The sequence below is a fragment of the Myxococcus sp. XM-1-1-1 genome (assembly GCF_020037095.1).
GTDB classification, from domain to species: Bacteria; Myxococcota; Myxococcia; order Myxococcales; family Myxococcaceae; genus Myxococcus; species Myxococcus fulvus.
Genome location: NZ_JAIQDH010000010.1, coordinates 322,358 through 345,921 on the forward strand (window position 1 = coordinate 322,358; position 23,564 = coordinate 345,921).

Below are 23,564 nucleotides of genomic sequence, written 5' to 3' on the forward strand. Positions count from 1 at the left end.
GGCCCGGGCCGCCTCTGGTAGCGTCATGAATACATGCTGCCGCAGCTCGCGACTCGTCTCCTCGACCCGGCTGAGCCGGACCTGTCCATCGCCTTCGAGCGCAACCTCGTCGACGAACGGCTTCGTGTGGCCCGTCGTCTGGGGGCCCTGCGCTTCTTCGGTGTGCTCGCCTGGCTCTGCTTGAGCCTGAGCCTCTCGTGGCCCGCGTCCCCAGTGGCGCTGGGCGTCTACCTGGTGCTCGCGGGTGTGCTCTGGGCGGCGGCGGTCTTCACTCGCGGGTACAGGTATGCGGGCCTGGCCGTGGCGCTGGTGGACGCGCCCATGGTCTTCATCCAGCAATACGTCACCCTCCTGGCTGATGTGCCCGCGAATCTCGTGGGCCCCATGTCCTGCGGGGTGTTCTGCGTGCTCCTCGCGCTGTCGGTGCTGTCGCTGGACGTCGTCACCGTGGCGCTCTGCGCCGTGATGGGTATGGGCTTCTCGGTTTTCCTGATGAGCCAGGGCACTGCCGAGGACTGGAGCCTCGCCCCCGTGCTCGTCGTCATCCTCGGCGTCACGGCCCTGACGCTCGCCTATGCCACGCACCGCATCCAACACCTGCTGCATGGCATCTCCCGCGAGCAGGCTCGCCGCGAGCGCCTGGGTCGCTACTTCTCCCCCGAGGTGGCCCGCCACATCGCCGATCGAGGCACCGGCCTCGCCACGGGCCAGCATCGCGAGGTGACGCTGCTGTTCTCCGACATCCGCGGCTTCACCTCCATGTCCGAGCGGATGGACAGCCCCCAGGTGGTCGCGCTGCTCAACGAGTACCTGTCGCGCATGGTGGAAGTGGTGTTCCGCCATGGCGGGACGCTCGACAAGTTCATCGGCGACGGCATCCTCGCTTACTTCGGCGCCCCCCTGGACCACCCGGACCATGCGCGCGCGGCCGTGGCGTGTGGACTGGAGATGCTCGACGTGCTGGCGGCGCTCAACACGGAGCGCGTGGCGCGAGGCGAGGAGCCACTGCAGATCGGAATTGGCATCCACACCGGCCGCGTCGTCGTGGGAGACGTCGGCAGCCCTCAGCGGCGCGAGTACACAGTGATCGGTGACGCGGTGAACCTGGCCAGCCGCATCGAAGGGCTCACCAAGCAGGTGGGGACGCCGCTGCTCGTGTCCTCATCCACGCGCGCCACCGCGGGAGAGACCTTCACCTGGTCTCCTGCCCCTCCGGTGGCGGTCAAGGGCAAGAGCGAACCCGTCGCAACCTTCGTCCCCTCCACGGCCATCGCGCCACCGACAGCGCCCGAAGGAAGGCCGGTCATCACCCCGCACGCCTGATTACGGCTTCGCCTTCACGGCATCGGCCAGTCGCCGCGACTTCGCGTAGAGCTCCGCCGCGGTCACCGCATCCCCCAGCGCGGCATGGCATTCAGCCAGGCTGTCCCAGGCATTGGCTGACTCCGGATGAAGCACGGTGTTGAGGGTGAACACCTTCAGCGCCGCGCGGTCGCCGAGGTTCTCTCGGACGGAATAGCCGGCGCTGTTGATCGCGCGCTCCAACTCCTCAGTGGCGACGCCGCTGCCGTCGCGCAACCAGGTCTTCAATCCCGTGTCATCGGCGCCCTCATCAGCGAGGGCATGGGTGATCAACCGCTCGGACAGCGTCTCTCGCGGAAACAGCCGTGGCGCCACCTGCGCCATGGTGCTGTCCACCAGCGTGCGTGACCAGACATTGCGCACGCTGCCGTTGGTGAAATAAACGAACGTCCAGGTGTCACCCACCAGCGAGTCCTTGAACAACAGGCGAGCCCGAACGCGAGTGCCACCGTCGTGGCTCATCTGCCGATAGTCGCCGCTCTGCCCGAACTCCCAGCCACTGATGAACCCACTGTCGCGACCCGTGCTGAGCTTCCGCGGCTGAAACAGCGTCCGGAGCGTCGCCCGACGCACCAGCTTGCCGGCGGCCAGCGCCTGCAGGAAGCGATCGAGATCTCCCACGGTGGTGTGCAGGCTGGCATGCCCCAGCGCATAGGCGGGCCAGGCGATATCATCCTCCCGCCGCAGCGCGCCGTCCTTGCCGATGTACCCCCTGGCCAGGCGCGCGGAGGGCACGCCAGCAGGTCCCAGCCAGGTGTTGCGCAGCCCCAGTGGCTTCAGGATGCGCTGGCGCACGATGGCCGCATAGGGCTGACGATAGTGCGCTTCCAGCAACGCGGTCAGCACCAGGAAGTTCGTCTGCGTGTAGCGGTTGCTGCTGCCGGTGGCGAACTGCATCGGCGTGTCCGCCAGCCCCGCGAACGCCGCCTCCAACGTGGGCGCAAGCCCCGCGTGTCCCTTCGACACCAGGGTCCCCTCGCGGTTCTCGAAGTACTCCGGCACACCGGAGCTGTGGTTCAGGAAGTGGCGCACGCTGATCGCCTTCCACGCATCGGGAAGCTCGGGCAGATAGCGGCTGGCGGGTGCATCCAGCTCGACACCGCCCTGCTCGACCAACTGCATCACCAACACACTGGCCAGCAGCTTGGCCAACGAATAGGCGTTGAACACGGTGTCGGTCGACACAGGCGCGTGGCGCTCGACATCCTTTTCACCGGTCGCGGCCTGATAGACGAGCTGACCGTTGTGGCGGATGAGCACGGCCTGACCCGCGATACCGTAGCGCTCGCGGTTGCGCTTCAGTTGCGCGTCGAGGCGAGTGGTCAGCTCTGGATTCGCCGCCGGAGCAGCCAACGGCCCCACGGCAAGCACGCAGCAGAGCACGGCGACAAGCTGGCGAGACATCCCGGTGTTCCTTCCAGAGGTGGAAACACACCTTAAGGAGCCCCCTGGCGCTGGGTCAATCCACGGTGAGCGAGCCGGTGCACCCGCCCCGAGCGCCACGCGACGCACCTGCTCCGCGCGTCGCATGGCCACCGCTACGCGGTACTTCGACTCAGTGGATGTTGAGACACCCGTCGCTCAAGTCGACGCCACCGAGCACCTCCACGGGCTCGACGGGGATGATCTCCAGGGAGTCGAAGGACTGGTCCTCGCGGCAGACGCCCCGCGCCAGGTTGAAGCCGGGCTTCAGCGCCTCCAGGTTGGTGACGAGCCCCCTGTTGCGCAGCCACGCCAGGACGTCCTCCGTCACCTCCGGCACGTAGAGCACCGCGTGGTGGATGGAGAGTCCCTGGAGGGCCTCGTCGTCATCCAGGTCCATGACGCCATCACCGTCCACATCGTCGTAGACAGCGAAGTACCCCGTGCCCAGCAGCCCGGGATTCAAGTGGTTGAGGGCCGCCGTCGGAGGTGCGTCCTCCAGCGTCAAGGTGAACGCCCCAGGGACGCTCCCGGTCAGCAGGCGGTTGCCCTGGGAGACGATGACGTCCCCCGATCCCATCCAGTTGTCCCAGGCGATGGTCACCTTGCTGCGACCCGAAACCATCGCGGGCTCCAACGACGTCACCTGCCCGCTCAAGGTGTAGCCCTCGGACTCCTCCGTCGAAGGTCCCGGCTTCTTCTCGGCGTCATCTCCACAAGCGGTGAGCATGGACGCAGCAAGGCCCGTCGCGACAATTGCGATGTAACGGTTCATGGATTGCTTTCGTGATGGCGCAGTGGCGTTCGCGCCGCGCGGCCACTCGCCAGGAGACACTCGACGACATCCGAGCACTGCGCGGCTGAGCGCCTCTCTAAAGAAGCGCTGGCACCACCGCAAGCACGTAGAAGCCCACACGCCGACCGTAGAGGTTGCGCCTCAGGCGACGGGGCCATCCGCGAGCAAGAAGAGAGCGCCCGCGACCACCGCGACGACCTTCTCGAGACCAGGGACGAGCACGGGCGCGAGCCGAGGCGTGGTGGTGCCATCACGCCCCGATTCATGCGATGACGCTTTCAACGAGGAGGGGCCTGGTTGCCTGTGCGCCGCACCAGTCCGCGGACTCCATGCACTGAGTCGTCTTTGACTCGGCATACACCAACGCCCATCGAGGCCTCCTGTCCATACCACTGCGGGGTGAGGGACAGATTTACAGCCCGGACTTATGTATGGATGAAGGACATGCTGGCGCACCCCACGGGGTGGCCTGACCAGGAGGAGTGGATGTTCAATCCGACGGACTTCAACACTCGAGAGCTCGTGGTCCGGGACAACGCAATCATCGCGCTCGGCAGCCAGCGCTCCGTTCCGAAAGCCCTCGAGGCGAGCCGCACGTCGATGCTCGAGTTCGTCCAGGCCGACGCCATGGCGCTGTGCCTCATGCGCCTTGCGCCCACGCTCGACTTCCGCTGGCACGTCCCCGGCCACCGCATCCCCATCCTCGAGGAGTATGCCGGCCTGGTCGACCATGACTTCCTCCGGGACCCCATCCTCGCCAAGCCCGGCGTGCCCATCTGCGATACGCAACTCCTCTCACGCCGGGACTACGAGCGCACCCTCGTCTATCAACGCAGCCGGGAGCTGGAGCAGCCCCTGGAGCACATCATGGCCGTCCTCGTGCCCATCCGCCCGGGCCTCGTCGGCGCCCTCGCGTTCTACCGGCACCAGCGCTCGCCCTTCCCCGACCAGAGCGTCACCGCCCTCGCCAGCGTCACCCGGCACTTCGCCAACACCCTCGGCAACTGCCAGGACTTCCAGGACATGACCGCCGGCGCGCAGCTGCTCCAGGAGCTCTACCAGCGCGACGACTCCGCCTTCATCATCCTGGAGCCGCCCAGGCGCGAGGTGTTCCGCTCCCAGCACGCCACCCATCTGCTGGAGCGCTGGTTCACGCCGTCGGAGCTCCACGCCTCCGGGCTCCCGTTTGCCTTCAAGGAGCAGCTGGACACCCTCATCCGGATGACCCCGGACGAGCGGCTCGGCAAGAACCTCTGGGTCGTCAATCATCCCGACGGCTACCGCACGTGCCGGTTCATCGAGCTGCCCGCCAATGACGCTCCTCGCCAGTGGGCCCTCCTCTTGACCGAGCTCCCCCACTCCATCCCCCTGCCCCTGCACATGCAACGCGAGCTCACCACCCGCGAGCTCGACATCGCGAAGGGCGTGCTCCGCAACTGGTCCAACGGGCAGATCGCCGATGACCTCAAGATCTCCGACCAGACGGTGAAGACCCACGTGCGCAACCTCTTCGGCAAGCTGGGCGTCGACGACCGCGCCGACTTCCTCTACCAGCTCGCCCTCCTCAGCAAGCCGGTGTGAGGCGCCCCACCGCGAGTCGGAGGCGCCTCCGACTCGCGGGCGCGGAGCGCTACCTCGCGAGCTCACCGCCCTGACGGAAGATGCGCGGGTAGACGCACCGCGCGACCCGGGCAGAGAAGAGGATCGCCTCCTGGTCCTCCGGCTCCGTCAGCCCCGCGAAGAGCCGCTCCATCTCCGCCACGTGGTCCCCGTCCAGCGCGCCGTGGCTGCGCAGGAACGTCACCGACTTGCGGATGTTGGGGATGGTGGACAGCTCCCGCAGCCGCTCGGCCCACAGGCCCGCCCGCGTCTGTGACAGGTACTCCAGCACGTACGCGGTCCCCAGCGCCGCCGTCGCCACGCCCGCGCGGGAGGTGAAGAAGTTCCACCCCGTATACGCCTCCACCGCGGGGCTGCGCGCCGCCGACTCCACGGCCTCCTCCGAGCACCCCAGGTTCTTCAGGTCCGACAGCAGCCACCGGTCGTGCCCCCGCTCCTCCTCGCCCTTCTGGATGAGCAGCGTCGCCAGCTCCGGGAGCCGGCCCTGCTGCCTCAGCCGCACGCCCGCCTCCGCGAGGATGGGCGTGCTCCAGCGGGCGTAGTGGTACGTCTGGATGAGGAAGTGGATGTAGCCCTCCTTGTCGAGGGTGCCCTCGAGGAGGCTTCGAGCGTCGGGCTGCGCGTCCACCGCCTCCACCAGCCCTCGCGCCTCCGCGTCCAGCGCCGCCAACCAATTCGCTCCCACGTGATTCTCCGTCTGGGTGTGCACGTACGTCTCCTGTCCGGTGCCCCTGGGGCTCCCGGTCGCTGCGTGTTGAAGGTGAAGGGAAAGGAACCGCGACCGCCTAGGCGGCCAGGCTCACGCCGTGCTCCAGCGCGTGGAAGCGCGCCAGGGAGTCCGTCGGAATCTCATCGAGCGCCATGACGAGCGGCAGCGTGAACCACTGGAAATACGTGTCGTAGAGGGGCTCGGCGATGAAGCGCGCGCCCATCGTCCTGGCGAAGAGCGCGGGCGCCCGGGGCAGCCGCAGCCCGTCCCACTGTCCTCGCGCCGCCCTGGCCCGCTCCTCGGGCGTGTAGAAGGGGCTGCGGGGACGCGCCGGGGCGCGACACGTGTCGGGGATGGAGACGCGCCAGTGAGGGCTCAGCCAGCCGCGGCGCGCCGCCACCCGCCAGGCGAGGCGCGCGTCCTCGGCCGAGTCCGTCTCCAGGTTCGCGGACGCAATCCAGTGCGTCACGCCGCGCCGCCGGCTCTCCGCGTACATGCCCGCCTGCAGCCACGTGACGGCCTCCGAGCGCCGCCACTGGGGCAACACACAGAAGCGCGAGGGCTCCGCGACCAGCCTCCCCGGCTGGAGCAGCCCCGAGAGGTCCACCCGCTGCTCCATCTCGAGCCCCACCTTCCCGCCCAGGTTCGCCGCCACCTCCGCGTTGGGCAGCGCCACGCGCATCGTCGCCACCGGCTCGTCACCGGCATGGACGAGCACGTGCACCGTGGTGTCGAGCGTGTCGACGCACGTCACCTCCCGCCGGGACACCGCGGACTGCTCGGACAACAAGCCCAGCTCTCCGCCGAAGACCGCCCAGCGGATGCGCGCCACGGCATCGAGTTCCTTCTGGGTGGCGGCGACACACCAACGCCAGCGCCCGTGTCTGCACGTCATGGGTACCCCTCCTGGTCACGAAGAGGGTCGGTGTCTCACCGCCCTCTCACGTCCTTTCGTGACGGGAGACCCGAGTTCGACGGCGGAGGAGCGCTGGCGCACGTGGGTGCGCGATATCACCCGGGCGGATTCATCCCCGCCCAGTCGTTCTTCATCCCCCCCGCAGGGGTTGCCACCATCCACGTCGAGTCATCAGCCCGCGCCGCACCCGATGCGGGGAGACATCTTTCGATTTCTCTCCCCGAGAGCCCCCACTTAAGGTGCTTCCTCCATGAGCCCATCCCGCCCGTCCCCCGCGCCCAGGTCCAACAACAAGGTGGTCCTCTTCGCCGGCGCCGCAGTGATGGTCATGGCGGGCGCCCTGGGAGCCGGGGTCATGCTGGGCGGGTCAGGTGGCTCGGCCGGAGACAGTGAGGAGATCGACGTCGGCGCGCTCCAGGAGATGGCCGGCATCCAGGCGCAGCTGGGCTCCCTGAAGCTCTGCAAGGTCCAGTACGGCGTTCGAGGACGGCGGATGAAGTCGGGCTCGCACGAGTCCGTCTGGGTCAGCGCTTGCGAGCAGGACCGGTTCACAGGGGCCCGCATCGACGTCCCCACCGAGCGGCAGGTGCAGCACGTCACCTTCGACCTGGAGCGGACCTCGGTCTCCGAGCCGTGGAAGATCCTGGTCGACAAGAACCGGGTTCCCTTCCCCGACCTCCAGCGCGCGCTCGAGCAGCTCGCCCCGCTCCTCCGAGAGAAGACGCCGGAGGCGCTGACGCGCGCCATCGAAGAGCGCGCGGCAGCGGACCGTCGGCGAGAGGAGAGCGAGGCCGCGGAGCGCGCCCGCCGGGAAGCCGCGAAGGACTCCTATCCGCGGCAGTGACGGGCGCGGGCCCCCGCGGTCGTCACCTCAGGGCGTGGTCACCACCGGGCAGGGCCACCAGGACGGCGGCGAGGCCCGGTCATCCCAGGTGCCATCCCAGTAGTCCTTCAGCATGTACACCTCCGTGTTCGCCACGGAGCAGAAGCGCTCGGGGTGGGGATTCACGTACAGCACCTGGTCATTGCGCGAGATGGAGTGGATGAACGTGCCGCACCGCTGGGTGCTCCCCACGGGCGGAGGCCCCACGGTGGAGGCTCGCACCGTGTCCAGGAGGACTCGAGCGTTGGGCTCCTCGCAGGCGAGCTGCTGGAAGGCCTGGTTCGCCTCCAGATCCATGTCCAGGTCCACCCTGCGCGTCTTCACGGTGCACTCCGTCCCTTCTTCCGTGTAGTGCAGCGTCACCACGGAGTACCCCTGGGGGATCTCCGGGCAGTCCGGGAAGTCGAAGCGGTAGAGCGGGTGGAGCGCGCCCTCGCGGTACAGGATGAAGGACTGCTCCGTCGAGTCCGCGCTGAAGCCCGACTGGAACCCGACGACGATGTCAGGGCTGGAAGTGGCCTCGTTCGACACCCGGTCCAGGGTGCCGTTGCCGTTGCCGTCCACGTAGGCCATCACGTAGGCCATGCCCAGCTTGGAGCCCTCCTCTCCAATCAGTGCCGCGGGATCCGGCAGGCGATTGAGGGACATGCTGAAGGTGTTGGGGAAGTGGCCGTTGACCCTGACGTCCGCGTCGGGGTGGTGGTACGACGTCTTCGGGGCCAATCGCTGGCACCGGGCGAGGCCCTCCGGGTACGTCCGCTGGACCATGCAGTCCACGACGACCTTGGGCCAGACATCCCAGAGGAGCGACGCGCGAATGCGGTCGGAGTTCCCCAGGTCGAAGGTGGAAGAGGCGCGCAGCGTGCCCTCCAGCGTCAGCAGGGCTTCGTCCTCCGCCTCGTCTCCCATGACACCACCGCATCCCGTCAATGCCAGTGCAAGCAGGCTCCACTTCCAGAAACCGCGCTCCCGCATCGTCGTCATATGGCCTTCCTCTCGGACCCGGGCGCAATCCCAGGTCACGTGACAGGCATCAGCCGGCGAACCCGCGCGCCCTCTTCTCGAAGCGCTCGCGCCATCCAGTCGATGCGAGCAAGGAGACGCGTGGACGGACTCACGTGGGACATGCCACCCACGCTCACAGCCCCCAGGTGCAACCCAGCATCAACTGTGGCGCGAATTGCGTCCTGAGCTTCTCGTCCTCGCGCATCAGCGCGACATGGCCGCCCAGCCGGGCGAAGAGGCCCGTGCGCGCGCTCACCGGGACCTCCGCGGAGAGCGCGGCGAAGGTGGCCGCGCCCGCGCCCGTGCGTGTCCGTCGCGTGGGGAGGCCCAGCTCGCGGCGGCGCTCCGCATCCGGGCTCGTCGCGCGCTGAGCCAGGCCCAGCACACCGAGGCCCGCGTGGGCTCCCATCCAGACTCGCCCCACCGAGCCCGCGAGGCCCAGGCCACTCCACAGCCCCAGCTCCACCTGCTCGAATCGCTGCGCGTTCGTTGCGCCCCGGGTGCCCCCCAGGCTGAGTCCTCCGAGGAAGGACAACCCAAGCCCACCGGAGCTCTCCCTCGCGAGCAGCACTCCCACCTGAGGCCCCCACCCTCCCAGCTGCGTCGACGAGCGGCCCGCGCCCACCGCCGCCTGGAGCCGCCAGTTGCTGGACTCCAGGAGCGCGCCCTTGCGCTGGTGCAGGGCCAGCGTGCGGACCTCCAGCGACGCGGGCTCCAGGCGCTGCTTGTCGCCCCAGGGCAGGTACACCTTGCCGTAGAGCACCTGGGGGCCTCGCCGCACCTGGACCCGATAGCGACCCGCTGGCAGCGCGACGCGCACCGGCTCTTCACCTCGGGGCTCCACCTCCGCCATGACCTGCAACGTGCGCTCGTCCACGAGCACGACGCTGTCTCCCACCCGTGGTGGCAGCTCGAGCTGCGCGTGGGCCCGCGAGAGCGTGGTGAGGAACAGGTCCCCTTCTCCCGCGAGCTGGCTGGACAGCTCCGGGTGCTGCACCGCCGCCGTGGAGGCGTGCGAGCCCGCCAGGGTGCGGTGGTAGACGTGGCCATAGGCCTCCGTGAGCGAGACGCGGCCATCGGCGTCCACGTCCGCCGCGCCCCTCAGGCCTGAAATCAGGTGGTGCGTGAAGAACGAACCCCGGAGGCTGTCCGACTCCTGCGCCACCTCGTGAGCCCCCGCGGATGCGATGAACACGCGCCCCTGCGGTCCCACCTGGCGGAGGAAGGAGATGTCGAACGCGGGCGCGGACTTGAGGCCCTTGGAGCGGCCTCGCACGAGCGCGCCGCTGTGACAGGCGTCCAGCACCGCGACGGTGACGGTGGCGGGGACCTCCGACAGCAGGCGTTGCAGCTCCGCGAGCGGGAGCGCCTCGCCGCCCATGCGCAGGGCCGACTCGTCACCGTGGCCCGAGTAGAAGAAGAACAGCAGCGTGCGCTCTCCGGCGCGCCGCGCCTCCTCGATGCGGCCTCGCATCCGCGCGAGCCCGAGCTTGAGATTGGAGACGGACTCCCCCCGCAGCAGGAGACGACGGTCCTCGGGGACTCCGCCGAGCTGGCCGAAGACGGCGTCCATGCGCTCGGCGTCCTGCTGGGCCCAGCGCAAAGGCTCGTCCGTGTCCCGGCCCAGGTTGTGGCCCACGCTGATGGAGAACCGGCTCTCCGCGCTCGCGACGGAGGTAACGACCAGGGCGAGCAGGACACCGAAGCGCAGCACCGTCCTCATGGCAGCTCCTTGGGGAGGACGTGGACGGTGTGGCGGGTGCCAGGGAGCGGCGAGGGTGACGGGGGGAAGGCCGTCTCCCTCGCCGCGTGCTCCAGCCAGCGCTGGACGGTCTGGGGCGATGGAGCACTCGGGGCATCGGAGGCGAGCACCACCACCAGCGCCTCCTGTTCGGGGGCGGCATCCAGCTCCAGGCTCCCGGGCAGCACCCATCGGCCTGGCCCCATGGACAACGCGCCGCCGGTGGCCTCGAAGCCCTGGAGGGGTGTGACGCGGCCGCGCTCGCTCAGCGCCAGGACATAGAGCGCGCCGCCGTTGACGTCCTCCACCTCCACCCGGACCCGGTCTCCGGGGCGCAACACCACACCGGGCCCCTGCTCGAAGACCGCGTCACCTCGCTTGACGAGCACTCGCGCGGTGAGCCCGCCGCGCACGCGAACCTTCTCCACCTCCTCGAGGGTGACGAGCCGGGGCAGCACCGCCGCGAGCACGACGCCGAGCACCAGCACGGGATGGCTCCAATGCCAGGGCCCGCGCCAGCGGCTCGGACGCGGGGTCTCCAGTCGGGCCCGCACCGGGCCGAAGGGGCGCACGAGGGCGAAGGCGGCCTTCTCGGCCTGGCGCTCCCGCAGGTGCGCCGCGAGTTCGGGCGAGACGCGCGCCGCCTCTTCCACGCGCCGGGCCTCTTCCCGGGAGAGCTCGTCACACAGGTAGCGCTCCAGCAGGAGGTCCGGCACGCCCGGGAAGCGAGGGATGGAGGTGGGGTTCATGCGGGGGCCGTTCCCTTTCGAGGCTCGGTGCGGGGGGCGACCTCCAGGAGTCGCCGCGCGGTGTCGAAGAAGGTCTGCAGCTTGCGCTGCACCGTCTTGCGGGAGACGTCGAGCAGCGTGGCGATCTGCTCCTGCTCCAGCTCGTCGATGAAGCGATGGGCGACGATGCGCTGGACGTCCTCCGGACAGTGCGCGAGGACGCGCCTGACCAGGTCCGCGTCCACCAGAAGCCGCTCCAGCGCGGCCTCCGGCGATGCGCGGGCCTCCGGAAGTGGCGCCAGTCGAGACAGCGCATGGGTGGCCTCGGTGCGCCGGCGGCGCAGCACGGAGAAGCATTGTCGGTCCGCCACGGTGAGCAGCCACGACAAGGCGGAGCCCGCGGCGCGCAGTTGCTTCAGGTTGGAGTGGACGCGCAGGAAGACCTCCTGCGTCGAATCCCAGGCCAGCGCCTCATCGCCGAGCAGGCGCAGACACCGCCGATGCACGGCTTCGCCATAGCGACGGTAGTAGCCCTCGGTCTGCTCGACCTCGTTCGCCGGCTCGCGCACGCACGGACCTCACCCTGGGCCGATTGCCGCCCCCGTCGTCAGTCTCGCCCGGCACGGGCGCCAGCGGGGGCACGTCCCGCCAGGCGAGACGCATGACCCTCATTCCGTGGGACATTTCCCGGGACATTCATTCCCAGCTTGACGGGGAGACGGTCGACACGCTTCGGCGAACGGGACGCGCGACTGGGGGGGCACTCTCCGCCCCCCTCTCACAAGGACTCACGTCACGTGCATCACAGAGGGTCAGGCCCCCCAATGCATGGCGTGCACGTGTAGCGGATACCCGAGGAGCAGTCTGGGTATGGGATGGAGCTGGTGGGACAGAAGCCCGCCCGACACGGGAGCTGACAGGTGTACCAGTACGTCGGGGCAAGATCTCCTTGCGAGACGAGGTCCTGGATGGGGGCCTCGGGGGTGAGAGGTTCCGGGGCCTCCGGACCACCGCAAGCGGTGACCCACAGCAGCGCGCACGACAGCAACACGATCTTCTTCATGCATCCTCCGTGACGAGGGACTGCGCTGGGACTGCGGGAGTGAGCCCAGCACATCCTTCACGGAACCCCAAGCCGGTGGGCAACGCACGGCCTGGGCACCGACGGAGGGAAGGCGACGCCTCTTCCCATGAGGAACGGCATCCTGCCTCCCTGGCATCTCCGTCTCCTGGTTGATTCGAGGGATCGCGCAGCAGCGCAGGGGGCAGGAGATCGTTTTCAGAGGTCGGCTCCGCCCTTCCCCCCTGTCGGGCAGCCTCCACGTCCATTGGTCTGGGCGCTGGCGCGCCTTGAAACACAGGCATCGGTCCGCCCGGCACGATTGCCCCGCCTGTCATGTCGTGGCGGGGCAGGCAGTCGCCTCCCGCCAGACTCCGTGCGGGACAATCCGACTTCGCGAAAGATGGATTTCTTCCGGGCAGGCGTCGGAGGAGCTGGTTATCAGGCGTGCCCCATCGGTCGGGAGCCCGCATGGCCGGCTCCCCTCCTTCCAGGAGGCACACATGAAGATCGGCATCATCGGAGCGGGCCACATCGGCGCCACGCTGGCGCGCAAGTGGGTGAAGCTGGGCCACCAGGTCTCCCTGGCGAACTCGCGGGGACCGGACTCGATTCGGGAGCTCGCGGCGGAGATCGGCGCGACGGCCGTCACGGCGGCCCAGGCGGCGAAGAGCGGCGAGGTCGTGGTCGTCACCATCCCCCAGCGCGCGGTGATGGACCTGCCCAAGGACCTCTTCCAGGGCGTGCCCGCCGACGTGGTCATCATCGATACCGGCAACTACTACCCGACCCGGGACGGCGCCATCCCCGAGCTCGAGCAAGGCAGGACGGAGAGCGTCTGGGTCAGCGAGCGGCTCGGCAGGCCGGTGGTCAAGGCCTTCAACAACATCTACTCCCAATCCCTCGCGGACAAGAGCCAGCCTCCGGGCACGCCCGGCCGCGTCGCGCTCCCCGTCGCCGGCGCCCCCGAGGCCAAGGCGAAGGTCCTGCGCCTCATCGACGAGCTCGGCTTCGACCCGGTCGACGCCGGAGACCTCGAGGGCTCCTGGCGCCAGCAGCCGGGCACGCCCTGCTACACCCAGGACCTCGACGCCCCGAAGCTGAAGGCCGCCCTCGCCGCCTCCGACCGCGGCCGCATCCCCGAGTACCGGAAGGCCGCGGATGACGCGGCGAAGCCCTTCTTCCTCGCGGCGGCCCAGCGAAAGCCCTGACGCGCGTCGGGAAGAAAGCACCGCCGCCCGCAGCCAGCTTTCTGCGGGCTGTGCGTATCCATGGTGGACCGAGGCACTCGCGGCAACCGGCACACGGTCCGCGAGCGCCTGGCGGCTGATCAGTCGCTGGAAGCAGGTGACCCTCCTCAGCAGCAGCCAGCCGTGGAAGGTCTGGAACGAGTCCGGCAACAGCTGGTGCAACTGGCCGTCGCCTTCGACCGCCGGCTGCGACACCCACTCGGAGTGGTCGAGCATCGTGCTGGATCCGTCGACCCGCTTCCTCTTCAGCAAGTCGAAGGGCCTCTTCGGAACCCATACCGACGTGTATGAGCTCTCGAACCTCTCGGCGCGGCTCACCGGCGGGGATCGCGTGACGTTCCGCTGGGTCCAGGACTGAGCGGCGCCACCGCGCTCACTTCGACAGTCGCAGCACCGCTTGCACCGCGCGCTCGGTTCCGTCCACGCCCTCCAGCGAGGACGCGAGCGCGCGGGCCCGGGTCGTGACGGCGGACTCCAGGAGCCGGGAGAGCGCGCTCGCGACGGAGGAGGCCTCCAGCGCCGAGGGAAGCACCACGCGCCCCACGCCGAGCCGCTCCACGCGGCGCGCATTCGCGAGCTGATCCCCACCGAAGGGAATCACCACCATGGGGCGACCCGCGGCGAGCGACTCCTGGACGGTGTTGTTCCCGCCGTGTGTCACCACCAAGTCCACGCGCCGCAGCAGGGGCACCTGGGGCACCTGACGGAACACGAGCGTGCGCGGGCCCGCGCGTCGCTCCAGCCGCCCGAAGCTGGCGCCCGCGCTGACGACGGTGTGGACGTCGTGTCGCGCCAGTCCGTCGAGGATGGCGTCGAACACGCGGGGCTGGCCGTTGAACACCGTCCCCAGCGACACGTACACGTGGCGACGTCCGGGCTGGAGGGAGCGCAGCGCGGGGTCGTCCTGGTCCGCGTCCCGCGCCCGGGGAAGACAGGGGCCGGTCATCTCCACGGGCCCCGTGAGCGGCTTCAGCCCGGGCTCCAGCTCCGGAAGGGTGGCCAGCAGGTTGAGGTCGTCGGAGATGGGCGCGGAGAGCAAACCGCCAGGGCGCAGGCCCACGCCCAACGCGCGCGCATCCCTGGCGACCCGGGCATCGAACCACGCGCCGAGCGCCTGGGTGGCCCGCTCCGCGCGCGCCCAGGTCTCGTCGCGAGGCGCGTCGTCCGGCAGGCCGCTGCCGAAGGGAGACGCACCCTCCACGGGGAAAGGCAGCGCGGAGTGGTAGAACGCCGCGTAGGGCCGCCTCGTCAGCCGGGCCGCGAGCAGTGCCGCGGGCATGAGGTAGTCGCCGAGCACCACGTCGATGCCGGACGCCTCGATTTCCCGGGCGAGGTGGCGGGCCTGCGACTTCATCCCGGCGGTGAACAGACGCAGCGCCAGGGCCAGCTCGTCGACGCCCCGAGCGTGCGGAATACGGGCGCCGTACCAGAGCATGGCGGGTGCGGGCTGGAGCCGGATGAGCCGCAGGCCGTCGCGCTGGATGGCCTGGGGCAGCGTCGTCGCCACGCGCAGGGGCTCCGGCCAGAGGTTCGAGAAAGGGAGCGGCGGCGCGGCGAGCGCCATCGCGACGTCGTGCCCCAGCTCGCGCAGCCGCACGCCCATGGCGCGCAGGGCGTTGGTGTGGCCCGCCGTGGGGTGGGCCGCCATGAGGATCTTCGACATGGGGGACGCTTATCACCGAGCTGTCCCACCGTGGAAACCCCCATGTCGCCTCGTGGGAAACCACCAGGCCTCCTCGCCCTTCCATGCCTCCAATCGATGTCTTTGTTTTGTTCGGAACCTTGCGGGACCCTGACGGATATCAATGAATAACAACTCTTGATATGCCTTTGCCAATCCCTGTCATTCGCCCCACGTTCCTCCCCAGGGACGGACACGCGTGCACTGGCACGGCCGCTCTCACCGCAGTCCCACCCCCAGAGGTAGACCATGTCACGACGTCTTTGCAGACATGCTGCTCCCTTGTCGTTGCTGCTCACCGTGAGCCTCGCCCTGGCTGGATGCCAGAAGGAGAGCCCCCAGGACTCCGGGCAGAGCCCCACCGAGGCGCCGGGCTCGAACGAGCTGCGCCCCGGAGACCTGTCCCAGGTGCGAGCACTGGCCGCGAGGCACGGTGGTGTCGTCGCGCTGGACCTGTCCGACGAGGCCCAGTACCGCTTCCTCCGCGCCCGGGTAGCGGCCGCGGGAAAGACCCCGGAGAAGTATCCCCAGTTCTTCGCCATGCTCCAGTCGGTGCGCGAGCGCCACGCCGCGCGCAGGCAGGGCGTGAGCGCCCAGGTCTCCCCGGAGGCCCCCAGGGACCACTTGATCGGCAAGGTCATCGTCGGGCCGGACGGGAGGACTTTCGAGGCGACGGCATTCTCCACCGTGCAGGGAGGCGCGGACTACAGCTTCCTGGACGTGGTGGTCTGGGACGAGACCCAGCAGAACCAGGTGTCTGACTATGGGTGGGGCGAGGTCTATGCCGATGGGCGCAAGCTGTGGGCCCGCGCCACGGGAGTGCTCCCGCTGACCCGGGATCCGCTGCTCTACGTCGACTCGGCCAGCCTGGTCTCCTTCGGCGGCCAGGAGTACGTCCTCTACAAGTCGGCCACTGTCTCGCCGTCGCCGGGCTGCGACATCGTCCACCCCAGGGACCTGGCACCCGCCGCGAGGCCGGACAACATCGTCACCATCTGCCTGCAGCGCAACAACGGCGATTGTGACTACCCGCTGGTCAACTTCCAGCAGGTGCAGATTCCGCTGAAGGGGACGATGACCTTCCCCTTCCCGGTGACGAGCATCAACAACACGCCGGGCACGTACGCCAAGCTCGTCGAGGAGAGCGGTGGTCCTCGGGAGATGGCCTTCGGTACCTTCTTCAACTGGCTGACCATCAACCCCTCGGACCCACGGCAGGTGCAGTGGGACATCCCCCAGAACCAGGGCGTCTTCACCGGGGTCTTCTTCCAGCCCTACGAGGACGTGGACCTGTTCATGAGCATCGACGTGACCATGAACCGCCTGGGGAGGCCCACGCAGGTCACCAAGCAGTTCTCCTCGTCGCCCACCTTCACGCCGAGCATGGTGTGCATGCCGAAGATCCAGATCTCCTACAGCTGTCTGGCGGCGGGCACCCAGGTGAAGCTCGCGGGAGGAAAGAGCGCCCCCATCGAGCGCATCGCCCAGGGAGCCCGCGTGGTGACGGACGGCTCGGGCCAGGCGCTGCGTGTGGCGGACACGACGGTGGGCACCGAGAGCATCGAGATGGTCCGCCTCCGCGACGACGTGGGCCATGACCTGCTCTTGACGGGCACCCACCCGGTGATGACGCCGGACCGCGGGGTGGTGTGGGCGGAGGAGCTGAAGGTCGGCAACCGCGTCCTCACCGACTCGGGCATCTCCACCCTGGTGAAGGCGGACCGCGAGATGTTCGCGGGTGCCGTGCACAACCTGAAGCTCGACCGGAGCTCGCTCCAGGAGAAGCGCGAGGCCAAGGGCAGCACGCTGTACGCCAACGGCTTCCTGGTCGGCGACGTCACCATGCAGCGCGCCTACGAGTTCAAGGACCGGGCGGCGCTGACGGCGGAGCTGCTCGCGCGGCTCCCCGCGCGGTGGCAGGTGGACTACCAGAGCAGCCTGAAGGCGGGGACGCTCCCCTCGGGCCGATGAGGACGTGAGGGCGGTCGCGCTCGGGCCGCCCTCCCCCACCTTGCATTCCAGTCATCGCGAGCGGGGCCGCGAGCTACACTCGCCGCGACACCCGACTCGTGGAGGCTGGACCCTCTTGATGCACCTGCGCAACGTCACGGACGAAGACCTCCCCCTCTTCTTCGAGCACCAACGCGACCCGGTCGCGCTGCACATGGCCGCCTTCCCGTCCCGGGAGCGCGAGGCCTTCATGACGCACTGGCGCACGAAGGTCCTCCGCCCCGAGAACGTCACCCGCACCATCGTCGTCGACGGACAGGTCGCCGGGTACATCAGCAGCTGGGAGCAGAACGGCGAGCGGCTCATCGCCTATTGGATTGGCAGGGAGCACTGGGGCCGGGGCATCGCGACCCGCGCGCTCTCGGAGTTCCTGACGGTGGAGCCGACACGTCCGCTGCACGCGTGCGTCGCCGTCCACAACGTCGGCTCCGTCCGCGTCCTAAAGAAGTGTGGCTTCCGCGCGGAGCCCCAGGACCACCCGCAGGTCGTGGACGGCGTCGCCGAGCTCTTCATGACCCTGAGCCCGTAGCCACGACGTTTCCAGACAGCCCTTCGTCCGAGGTCCTCGTTCGACCTCGGACACGCGCGCGCCACACCCCGCGAGGCTGTCCGCGCAGCAACGCTCGACTCCTGAGAATCCCTGTCACGCCCGTGCGCGGTGCCTACCGTCGTCGTCCGCTCGGCTCTCGCCCCATTCCTGGCGCGAGTCGCTCCGGAGGGCGGCATCGGCCCATGTCGCCCCGTCATCTCCCGACGAGGAGGACCCATGTCGTCGCACGGCCTCAACCGCTTCGCCCTTCCCTTCCTGTTCATCCTCGCGTCCGCCCTGCTGTTCCCGTCGCCGGGCCAGGGCGCGGAAACGCGCTACGCCTCCCGCAAGCCCGCCCCCTGTGGCGTCAACCGCGAGCTGTACCTGGGCACCTACAAGGGGCGCGTGTTCAAGGAATGGCAGACACCCCTCACCGACGCGCAGCTCAAGGACCCGCTGGTCCGCATGGCCAATGACGCCCTGCTCAAGAACAACTACACGCTCACCGTGCGCTTCCACCGCGATGAGCGGGGCGCCTACTGGGCGGACACCCACGTGCAGTTCGACAGCCTGACCCCGGACACCGCGGGCCCCAGCCACAGGGACACCAGCGACTACGTGCTCGACCTGGAGCGCTCCCCCGCCAAGGTGGAGTTCATCGTCACCCGCCGCCCCGCCAAGTCCTACCCCGTCCGCCCCCAGGAGCCACCCCGCACCGTCGGAATCGAGAAGACCACCTCCCACTCCAAACCCCTCCAGCACACGCTCGTCTTCAAGGAGACACTCGCCCTGGAGGCCCTGGACTGCGACAGCACGGGCGTCCCCCAGCGACTGCTCTTCACCCGGACCGTCGGCGGCTATCAGCCCATCGTCGAGACGCGGGAGCTGTTCCGGGTGAAATAGCCTGGAAAGGTCCGGCGTTGAGGGGACGCGGCGCCTTTGGCCCTCTCAGTCCTGAAGGACGCTTTCGTCCCGGCCGACCCCCGTTTGACAGGGAGGGGAATCGACTGACAAAGAGACCTTCATGGACCTGTTCCCCTCCGCATGGCAGCTCTGGGTCGCCGCCGCCCTCGTCTTCGGGGTGCTGGAGCTGAAGCTGACCGGCTTCGGGCTCGTGTGGTTCTCGGCCGGGGCGCTCGTCGCCTCGCTCGCCGCGGGCCTGGGGCTGACCTTCATCGTCCAGCTCGGGCTCTTCAGCGCCGTGGCCATCGGGTTGATCACCGCCTCGCGCACCCTGTTCAAGAACGTTTTCATGCGGGATGCCTCGCACTTGAAGACGGGCATCGAGGCCATGGTCGGTCAGGAGGCCGTGGTGACGGAGGCCATCGACGCGCCCCACGGGGGCACGGTGCGCATCAACGGCGAGCTGTGGATGGCCCGCTCGCTGACGGGCGCCATCCTCGCGGGCGAGCTGGTCACCGTGGAGCAGGTCGAAGGACTCAAGCTTTGGGTGCGCCGCCCCTCGGCGACGCTGTCATCGGTTCCCCCCGGGGAACAGAACCAGGAGAAGCGCTGATGGACGCAGGGACGGTCGTACTTCTACTCGCCGTGGTGGGCGCGCTGGGCTTCCTGCTCTACACCTGCGTGCGCATCGTTCCCCAGGCCAAGGTCATGGTGGTGGAGCGGCTGGGCAAGTTCCACGACGTGGCCACCAGCGGGCTGAACATCCTCATCCCGTTCATCGACAGCCCCCGCCCCATCGAGATGCGCACGGGCAACCGCTACATGCGCAGCACCATGGTGGACCTGCGCGAGCAGGTCATGGGCTTCGAGACGGTGCAGGTCATCACCCACGACAACGTCAACATGGAGGTCGGCTCGGTCATCTACTACCAGATCGTCGACCCCGCGAAGGCGCTGTACCAGGTGGAGAACCTGGCGCTGGCGATCGAGCAGCTCACGATGACGAACCTGCGCAACGTCATGGGCGGCCTGACGCTGGACCAGACGCTGACCAGCCGCGAGACGGTGAACACGCGCCTGCGCATGGTGCTGGACGAGGCCACGGAGAAGTGGGGCGTGAAGGTGACGCGCGTGGAGCTGCGTGAGATCGAGCCGCCCCAGGCCATCAAGTCCGCCATGGCCAAGCAGATGACCGCCGAGCGCGAGCGCCGCGCCGAGGTGACCAAGGCCGAGGGCGACAAGGCCGCCGCCATCCTCCAGGCCGAGGGCGAGAAGATCTCCCGAATCCTCCGCGCCGAGGCCGAGCGCGACGCGGAGATCGCCCGCGCCGAGGGCCACAAGCGCGCCACCATGCTGGAGGCCGAGGGCAAGGCGGAGGCCACGCGCCTCACCTTCGAGGCCATCCACAACGGCCGCGCCACCCCCGAGGTGCTCGCGCTGCGCTACATGGAGACCCTCCAGGAGATGAGCAAGGGGGACAACAAGATGTTCATCCCCTACGAGGCCACCGCCACGCTCGGCGCCGTCTCCGCGCTCAAGGAGGTCTTCTTCAAGGACGAGGAGGCCGCCAAGGCGAAGGTCCCCGCGCAGCGGCAGGTGCCCACCGCCGCGGCCCTCAGCGCGCAGGCGATTGCCCGGGGCAACGTGCTCTCCGAGTCCGCCACGCTCGCCGGCGTCCCCGCCGTGCCGCCGCGGCGCCCTCGGCCGCCCACCGAGCAGGACGAGTAGCCGCCGTCGCTGTCTGGAAGGCTTCACGCCCGCCGTCGGACCTGGACGGCGGGCACGTCGGGGTTGCAATCCACCCCGGCGCGCGTCATAGATTGAAGGCACGCATCCACCGGAGGGCCTGACAACCCCTCCCTACGCGAGGTCGATTCACCCTTGAGGCAGAACCGCTGAGTCCCAGGTCGTTCGAGTCGTCATCGCGCTGAGCCGCCTCGTGCGTGCTCGCGCCCTGGATTCAGGAGTTCGCCTCATATGTCATCCCTCCGCGCGCATCGCGTGTCGTACGCCTATTCCGACGCTGTCACCGTCCTCTCCGAAGTCGACTTCCACCTGCCCACGGGCTGGACGGGCCTGGTGGGCGCCAATGGCGCGGGCAAGTCCACGCTCCTCCGCCTGCTGGCCGGAGAGCTGACGCCCACCGAGGGGCATCTCCAGTTCGAGCCGCCCTCCCCCACCCTGCGGCTGTGCCGTCAGGAGGTCGAGGCGCTCACGCCCGACATCACCGAGTTCGCCGAGTCGTGGGACTCGCTCGCGCGGCGGCTGCATGGACAGCTGGGCCTGGACGTCTCCGCGCTGGAGCGCTGGTCCACGCAGTCACCGGGAGAGCGCAAGCGCTGGCAGGTGGGCGCGGCGCTCGCGGCCGAGCCACACGTGCTGCTGCTCGACGAGCCCACCAACCACCTGGACGCCGAGGCCCGGGCCTGGCTCGTCTCCGCGCTCAAGCGCTTCAAGGGCGTGGGCGTGGTGGTGTCACATGACCGGCCGCTGCTCGAGTCACTCACCACGAACACCTTGCGCGTGCACGGCGGCGACGCGCGGCTGTGGCCCGGGGCCTACCTGGCGGCGAGGCAGCACTGGGAGGCCGAGCGTGAAGCCGAGCTGGGCGCCTATCAGCAGGCCAGAGCGGAGCAGAAGCGCACGGCCCGGATGCTGGACCAGGCCCGGCGCGAGCAGGCCTCCGCGGACGCGGCGCGCAGCACCCGCAAGCGGCTCAAGGACAAGAACGACAACGACGCGCGCTCCATGGGCGCGTCCGTCGTCGCGGGCTGGGCAGAGAACCATGCGGGCCGCCGCGTGGGCATCCTCCGCCGGGAGCTGGAGCGGGTCAGCGACGCGGTGGGCGAGTTCCACGCGGACAAGACGATGGGCCGCTCCGTCTTCGTCGACTACGTGCGCTCGCCCAACCCGTGGCTCATCACGCTGGACGTGCCGGAGCTGCGCGTGGGGGACGTGCCGCTGCTGGGTCCGGTGAAGCTGTCGGTGGGCCGCGAGGCGCGCGTGCGAATCGAGGGTCCCAATGGCGCGGGCAAGAGCACCCTGGTGCGCGCGCTGCTGGAGAACACCCGCGTGCCGCGCGAGCGCATCCTGTACCTGCCGCAGGACGTGGGCGCCGAGGAGGCCCGGGCCACCCTGGACGCGGTGCGCGCGCTGCCTCCCGAGGAGAAGGGCCGCGTGCTGTCCCTCGTCGCCGCGCTCGGCGTGGACCCGGAGCGGCTGCTCGGCTCGGAGCAGCCGTCCCCGGGTGAGGTGCGCAAGCTGCTCATCGCGCGGGGCCTGGGTCAGCACGCCTGGGCGCTGGTGCTCGACGAGCCCACCAACCACCTGGACCTGCCCTCCATCGAGCGACTGGAGGCGGCCCTGCGCGAGTACCCCGGCGCGCTGCTGCTGGTGAGCCACGACTCCACCTTCGCGCGCGCCTGCACCAGCGAGTGCTGGCGCGTGGAGCACGGACAGGTGGAGGTGACGAGCGGGTGAGCCTCAGGGCGGCGGGAGGATGCCGACCCACGTCTCGTTGGACTTCGCGCGGCTCCCGGGCCCCCCCGTGGTCCGGGAGCCGTCGATGCCGAACGCGAACACCACCGAGTCCCCCACGCCTTGTCTGGCGATGAGGACGTGCACGGCCTCTTCTCGCCGAAGCTGGAACAGGCCCTGCTGCTGGCCGCTCGCGTCCACCGTGAGCAGGAAGCCCTTGCTCTTGCGCTGCTCGGGGTCCGTGGAGTCCTGCGCGAAGCCCGTGTCGCCCGCGAAGCAGTAACGCGCCTGACCGCAGGCGACGAAGGACACGGGCATGTCGTCGCGCTCGACGTCGAGGGCGCGCACGAGGTCGTCCTCCGCGGCGCCGTCGAGGCGTCCGGAGGCGAAGTACAGGTCCGGGGAGAGGGTCCTGCCGCCCACCAGCGCCCGCTCGCTGGCGCCGAGCGCGAAGGTGCCGGCCCGCACCACCAGGCCGACGATCTCCTGGGGCTCGGGCGCGGACACGGCGCGCGCGGAGACGAACGCGCCCGTGGGCGAGAAGGAGGACAGGAGGAAGGCGCGTCCCGTCGCGCCCCTGGGCTCGCGCTCGAAGGACTCCTCGTAGGCGCGCCGCTGGAGGTCCATCAGCGGCGTGGCGACGTGGACCTGGTGCTGCTCGTCCACGTCCAGGCCCCAGCCGACCCAGGGGGCGCCCACGGCCTCCATCTGCTCCCAGGTGGAGAAGTCCTTCAGGGCCACCGAGGGCGCCACGGGGCTGAGCCACAGGGTCTCCAGGCGCGCGTCGAGCCGCCCCACGCGGATGCCGTCGAGCGCCAGGAGGAGGACGGCCTCCTCTCCATCCGCCCGCGCCAGCATGATGGCGGCGTTGCGCTCGGAGTCCGGGAGCTGCGCCCGTCCCAGGGCGCCGTTCGGCAGGGCGATGAAGTCCATGCGCGCCTCCGGAGGAATCGCGTGGGTGAAGCGCCGCTGCGCGACGACGGTTCCATCCGGTCGGATGCGGCGCACCTGGATGGCGAGCGGGTCCTCCTCGCGCTCCCAGCCGAAGACGGTGAGCTCTCCGCTGGGATGAACCACATGGCGGTGGACGAAGTCCGGCAGCGACAGCTCGCCCCGCCACCCTCCCTCCGCGTCCACCTGCGACAGGCGCTTGACGGGCGGGAAGAAGAAGGTGTCCTCGCCCCGGTCCTCGTACTCGCCGCGGCGGAGCCAGGTGGTGCCATCCGCCCCCACGGCCAGCTCGCTCACGCCGCTCTGGAAACCGCAGTCGACGCGCCGCGCCCGGAGGTGATCATCGAGGAAGTCCGCGGGGGCGAAGGCCGCCTGGGAGTCCCGGACGCAAGGCTCGAGGGAGTCCGAGCAGGCGCCGAGCAGCGGCAGCAGCGCGAAGAAGGTGAGACGCAAGCGCACGCGATGATTGCGGGACATGACGACACTCCTCCTGGAGGACCAGGAGCCTCGAGCGGGAAGCA

At 69.5% G+C, this 23,564-nt stretch carries 21 protein-coding genes; 11 read left to right on the top strand and 10 right to left on the bottom strand.

Features of this window, described 5'->3' with window-relative positions:
• Positions 1 to 33: 33 nt before the first annotated feature.
• Positions 34 to 1,323 carry an adenylate/guanylate cyclase domain-containing protein gene (locus tag K8640_RS21625; protein ID WP_223748753.1) on the top strand — a complete coding sequence of 430 codons (1,290 nt, stop codon included), beginning with the start codon at positions 34 to 36 and terminating at the stop codon, positions 1,321 to 1,323.
• Here the strand turns inward: K8640_RS21625 and K8640_RS21630 are convergent, their stop codons facing one another.
• Both K8640_RS21630 and K8640_RS21635 read right to left on the bottom strand, forming a co-directional pair.
• Positions 1,324 to 2,766: a serine hydrolase gene (locus tag K8640_RS21630; RefSeq protein WP_223748754.1), complete on the bottom strand. Its 1,443-nt coding sequence runs from the start codon at positions 2,764 to 2,766 to the stop codon at positions 1,324 to 1,326.
• Between the two features lie 151 nt (positions 2,767 to 2,917).
• Entirely contained in the window at positions 2,918 to 3,559 is a 642-nt protein-coding gene (locus K8640_RS21635; RefSeq protein WP_223748755.1) for a hypothetical protein, read from the bottom strand.
• 456 nt (positions 3,560 to 4,015) lie between these two features.
• On the opposite strand from K8640_RS21635, the gene K8640_RS21640 reads away from it, so the two are divergent.
• On the top strand, positions 4,016 to 5,161 hold the full coding sequence (locus K8640_RS21640) for a LuxR C-terminal-related transcriptional regulator (protein WP_223748756.1): 1,146 nt from the start codon (positions 4,016 to 4,018) through the stop codon (positions 5,159 to 5,161).
• Between the two features lie 49 nt (positions 5,162 to 5,210).
• Here the strand turns inward: K8640_RS21640 and K8640_RS21645 are convergent, their stop codons facing one another.
• On the bottom strand, positions 5,211 to 5,909 hold the full coding sequence (locus K8640_RS21645; RefSeq protein WP_223748757.1) for an iron-containing redox enzyme family protein: 699 nt from the start codon (positions 5,907 to 5,909) through the stop codon (positions 5,211 to 5,213).
• A gap of 76 nt (positions 5,910 to 5,985) precedes the next feature.
• A complete protein-coding gene (locus K8640_RS21650) occupies positions 5,986 to 6,804 on the bottom strand; it encodes a GNAT family N-acyltransferase (RefSeq protein ID WP_223748758.1) in 819 nt (272 codons plus the stop codon).
• Between the two features lie 271 nt (positions 6,805 to 7,075).
• Here K8640_RS21650 and K8640_RS21655 point away from each other — a divergent pair, with 271 nt between their 5' ends.
• Positions 7,076 to 7,669 carry a hypothetical protein gene (locus K8640_RS21655; protein ID WP_223748759.1) on the top strand — a complete coding sequence of 198 codons (594 nt, stop codon included), beginning with the start codon at positions 7,076 to 7,078 and terminating at the stop codon, positions 7,667 to 7,669.
• 27 nt (positions 7,670 to 7,696) lie between these two features.
• Here the strand turns inward: K8640_RS21655 and K8640_RS21660 are convergent, their stop codons facing one another.
• The 4 genes from K8640_RS21660 to K8640_RS21675 form a co-directional block, all read right to left on the bottom strand.
• The gene (locus K8640_RS21660) at positions 7,697 to 8,617 is read right to left on the bottom strand and encodes a hypothetical protein (RefSeq protein ID WP_223748760.1); all 921 of its coding nucleotides are present in this window, start codon (positions 8,615 to 8,617) and stop codon (positions 7,697 to 7,699) included.
• A 229-nt stretch (positions 8,618 to 8,846) separates the two neighbouring features.
• On the bottom strand, positions 8,847 to 10,436 hold the full coding sequence (locus K8640_RS21665; RefSeq protein WP_223748761.1) for a caspase family protein: 1,590 nt from the start codon (positions 10,434 to 10,436) through the stop codon (positions 8,847 to 8,849).
• The gene (locus tag K8640_RS21670) at positions 10,433 to 11,203 is read right to left on the bottom strand and encodes a hypothetical protein (protein WP_223748762.1); all 771 of its coding nucleotides are present in this window, start codon (positions 11,201 to 11,203) and stop codon (positions 10,433 to 10,435) included. Before K8640_RS21670 ends, K8640_RS21665 begins: the two co-directional genes overlap by 4 nt.
• A complete protein-coding gene (locus tag K8640_RS21675) occupies positions 11,200 to 11,751 on the bottom strand; it encodes a sigma-70 family RNA polymerase sigma factor (protein ID WP_223748763.1) in 552 nt (183 codons plus the stop codon). Before K8640_RS21675 ends, K8640_RS21670 begins: the two co-directional genes overlap by 4 nt.
• Positions 11,752 to 12,583: 832 nt before the next feature.
• Here K8640_RS21675 and K8640_RS21680 point away from each other — a divergent pair.
• Positions 12,584 to 13,453: an NADPH-dependent F420 reductase gene (locus tag K8640_RS21680; RefSeq protein WP_370640371.1), complete on the top strand. Its 870-nt coding sequence runs from the start codon at positions 12,584 to 12,586 to the stop codon at positions 13,451 to 13,453.
• 136 nt (positions 13,454 to 13,589) lie between these two features.
• The gene (locus K8640_RS21685) at positions 13,590 to 13,850 is read left to right on the top strand and encodes a hypothetical protein (protein ID WP_223748764.1); all 261 of its coding nucleotides are present in this window, start codon (positions 13,590 to 13,592) and stop codon (positions 13,848 to 13,850) included.
• A 15-nt stretch (positions 13,851 to 13,865) separates the two neighbouring features.
• Here K8640_RS21685 and K8640_RS21690 read toward each other — a convergent pair whose 3' ends face one another.
• Entirely contained in the window at positions 13,866 to 15,155 is a 1,290-nt protein-coding gene (locus K8640_RS21690) for a glycosyltransferase (protein WP_223748765.1), read from the bottom strand.
• A gap of 267 nt (positions 15,156 to 15,422) precedes the next feature.
• Here K8640_RS21690 and K8640_RS21695 point away from each other — a divergent pair, with 267 nt between their 5' ends.
• The 6 genes from K8640_RS21695 to K8640_RS21720 all read left to right on the top strand — a co-directional run bounded on the left by K8640_RS21695 (position 15,423) and on the right by K8640_RS21720 (position 22,095).
• On the top strand, positions 15,423 to 17,144 hold the full coding sequence (locus tag K8640_RS21695; protein WP_223748766.1) for a Hint domain-containing protein: 1,722 nt from the start codon (positions 15,423 to 15,425) through the stop codon (positions 17,142 to 17,144).
• Positions 17,145 to 17,262: 118 nt separating this feature from the next.
• Positions 17,263 to 17,712 (top strand): GNAT family N-acetyltransferase, encoded by a 450-nt coding sequence (locus tag K8640_RS21700; RefSeq protein WP_223748784.1) that lies wholly within the window; start codon positions 17,263 to 17,265, stop codon positions 17,710 to 17,712.
• A gap of 237 nt (positions 17,713 to 17,949) precedes the next feature.
• Positions 17,950 to 18,615 (top strand): hypothetical protein, encoded by a 666-nt coding sequence (locus tag K8640_RS21705; protein ID WP_223748767.1) that lies wholly within the window; start codon positions 17,950 to 17,952, stop codon positions 18,613 to 18,615.
• A 121-nt stretch (positions 18,616 to 18,736) separates the two neighbouring features.
• Positions 18,737 to 19,228 (top strand): NfeD family protein, encoded by a 492-nt coding sequence (locus K8640_RS21710; RefSeq protein ID WP_223748768.1) that lies wholly within the window; start codon positions 18,737 to 18,739, stop codon positions 19,226 to 19,228.
• Positions 19,228 to 20,343, top strand: coding sequence for an SPFH domain-containing protein (locus K8640_RS21715; protein ID WP_223748769.1), 1,116 nt, complete (start codon positions 19,228 to 19,230; stop codon positions 20,341 to 20,343). The genes K8640_RS21710 and K8640_RS21715 overlap by 1 nt, the downstream gene beginning before the upstream one ends.
• 249 nt (positions 20,344 to 20,592) lie before the next feature.
• The gene (locus K8640_RS21720; protein ID WP_223748770.1) at positions 20,593 to 22,095 is read left to right on the top strand and encodes an ATP-binding cassette domain-containing protein; all 1,503 of its coding nucleotides are present in this window, start codon (positions 20,593 to 20,595) and stop codon (positions 22,093 to 22,095) included.
• Positions 22,096 to 22,098: 3 nt separating this feature from the next.
• Here K8640_RS21720 and K8640_RS21725 read toward each other — a convergent pair whose 3' ends face one another.
• Positions 22,099 to 23,520 carry a hypothetical protein gene (locus K8640_RS21725; RefSeq protein WP_223748771.1) on the bottom strand — a complete coding sequence of 474 codons (1,422 nt, stop codon included), beginning with the start codon at positions 23,518 to 23,520 and terminating at the stop codon, positions 22,099 to 22,101.
• Positions 23,521 to 23,564 lie beyond the last annotated feature (44 nt).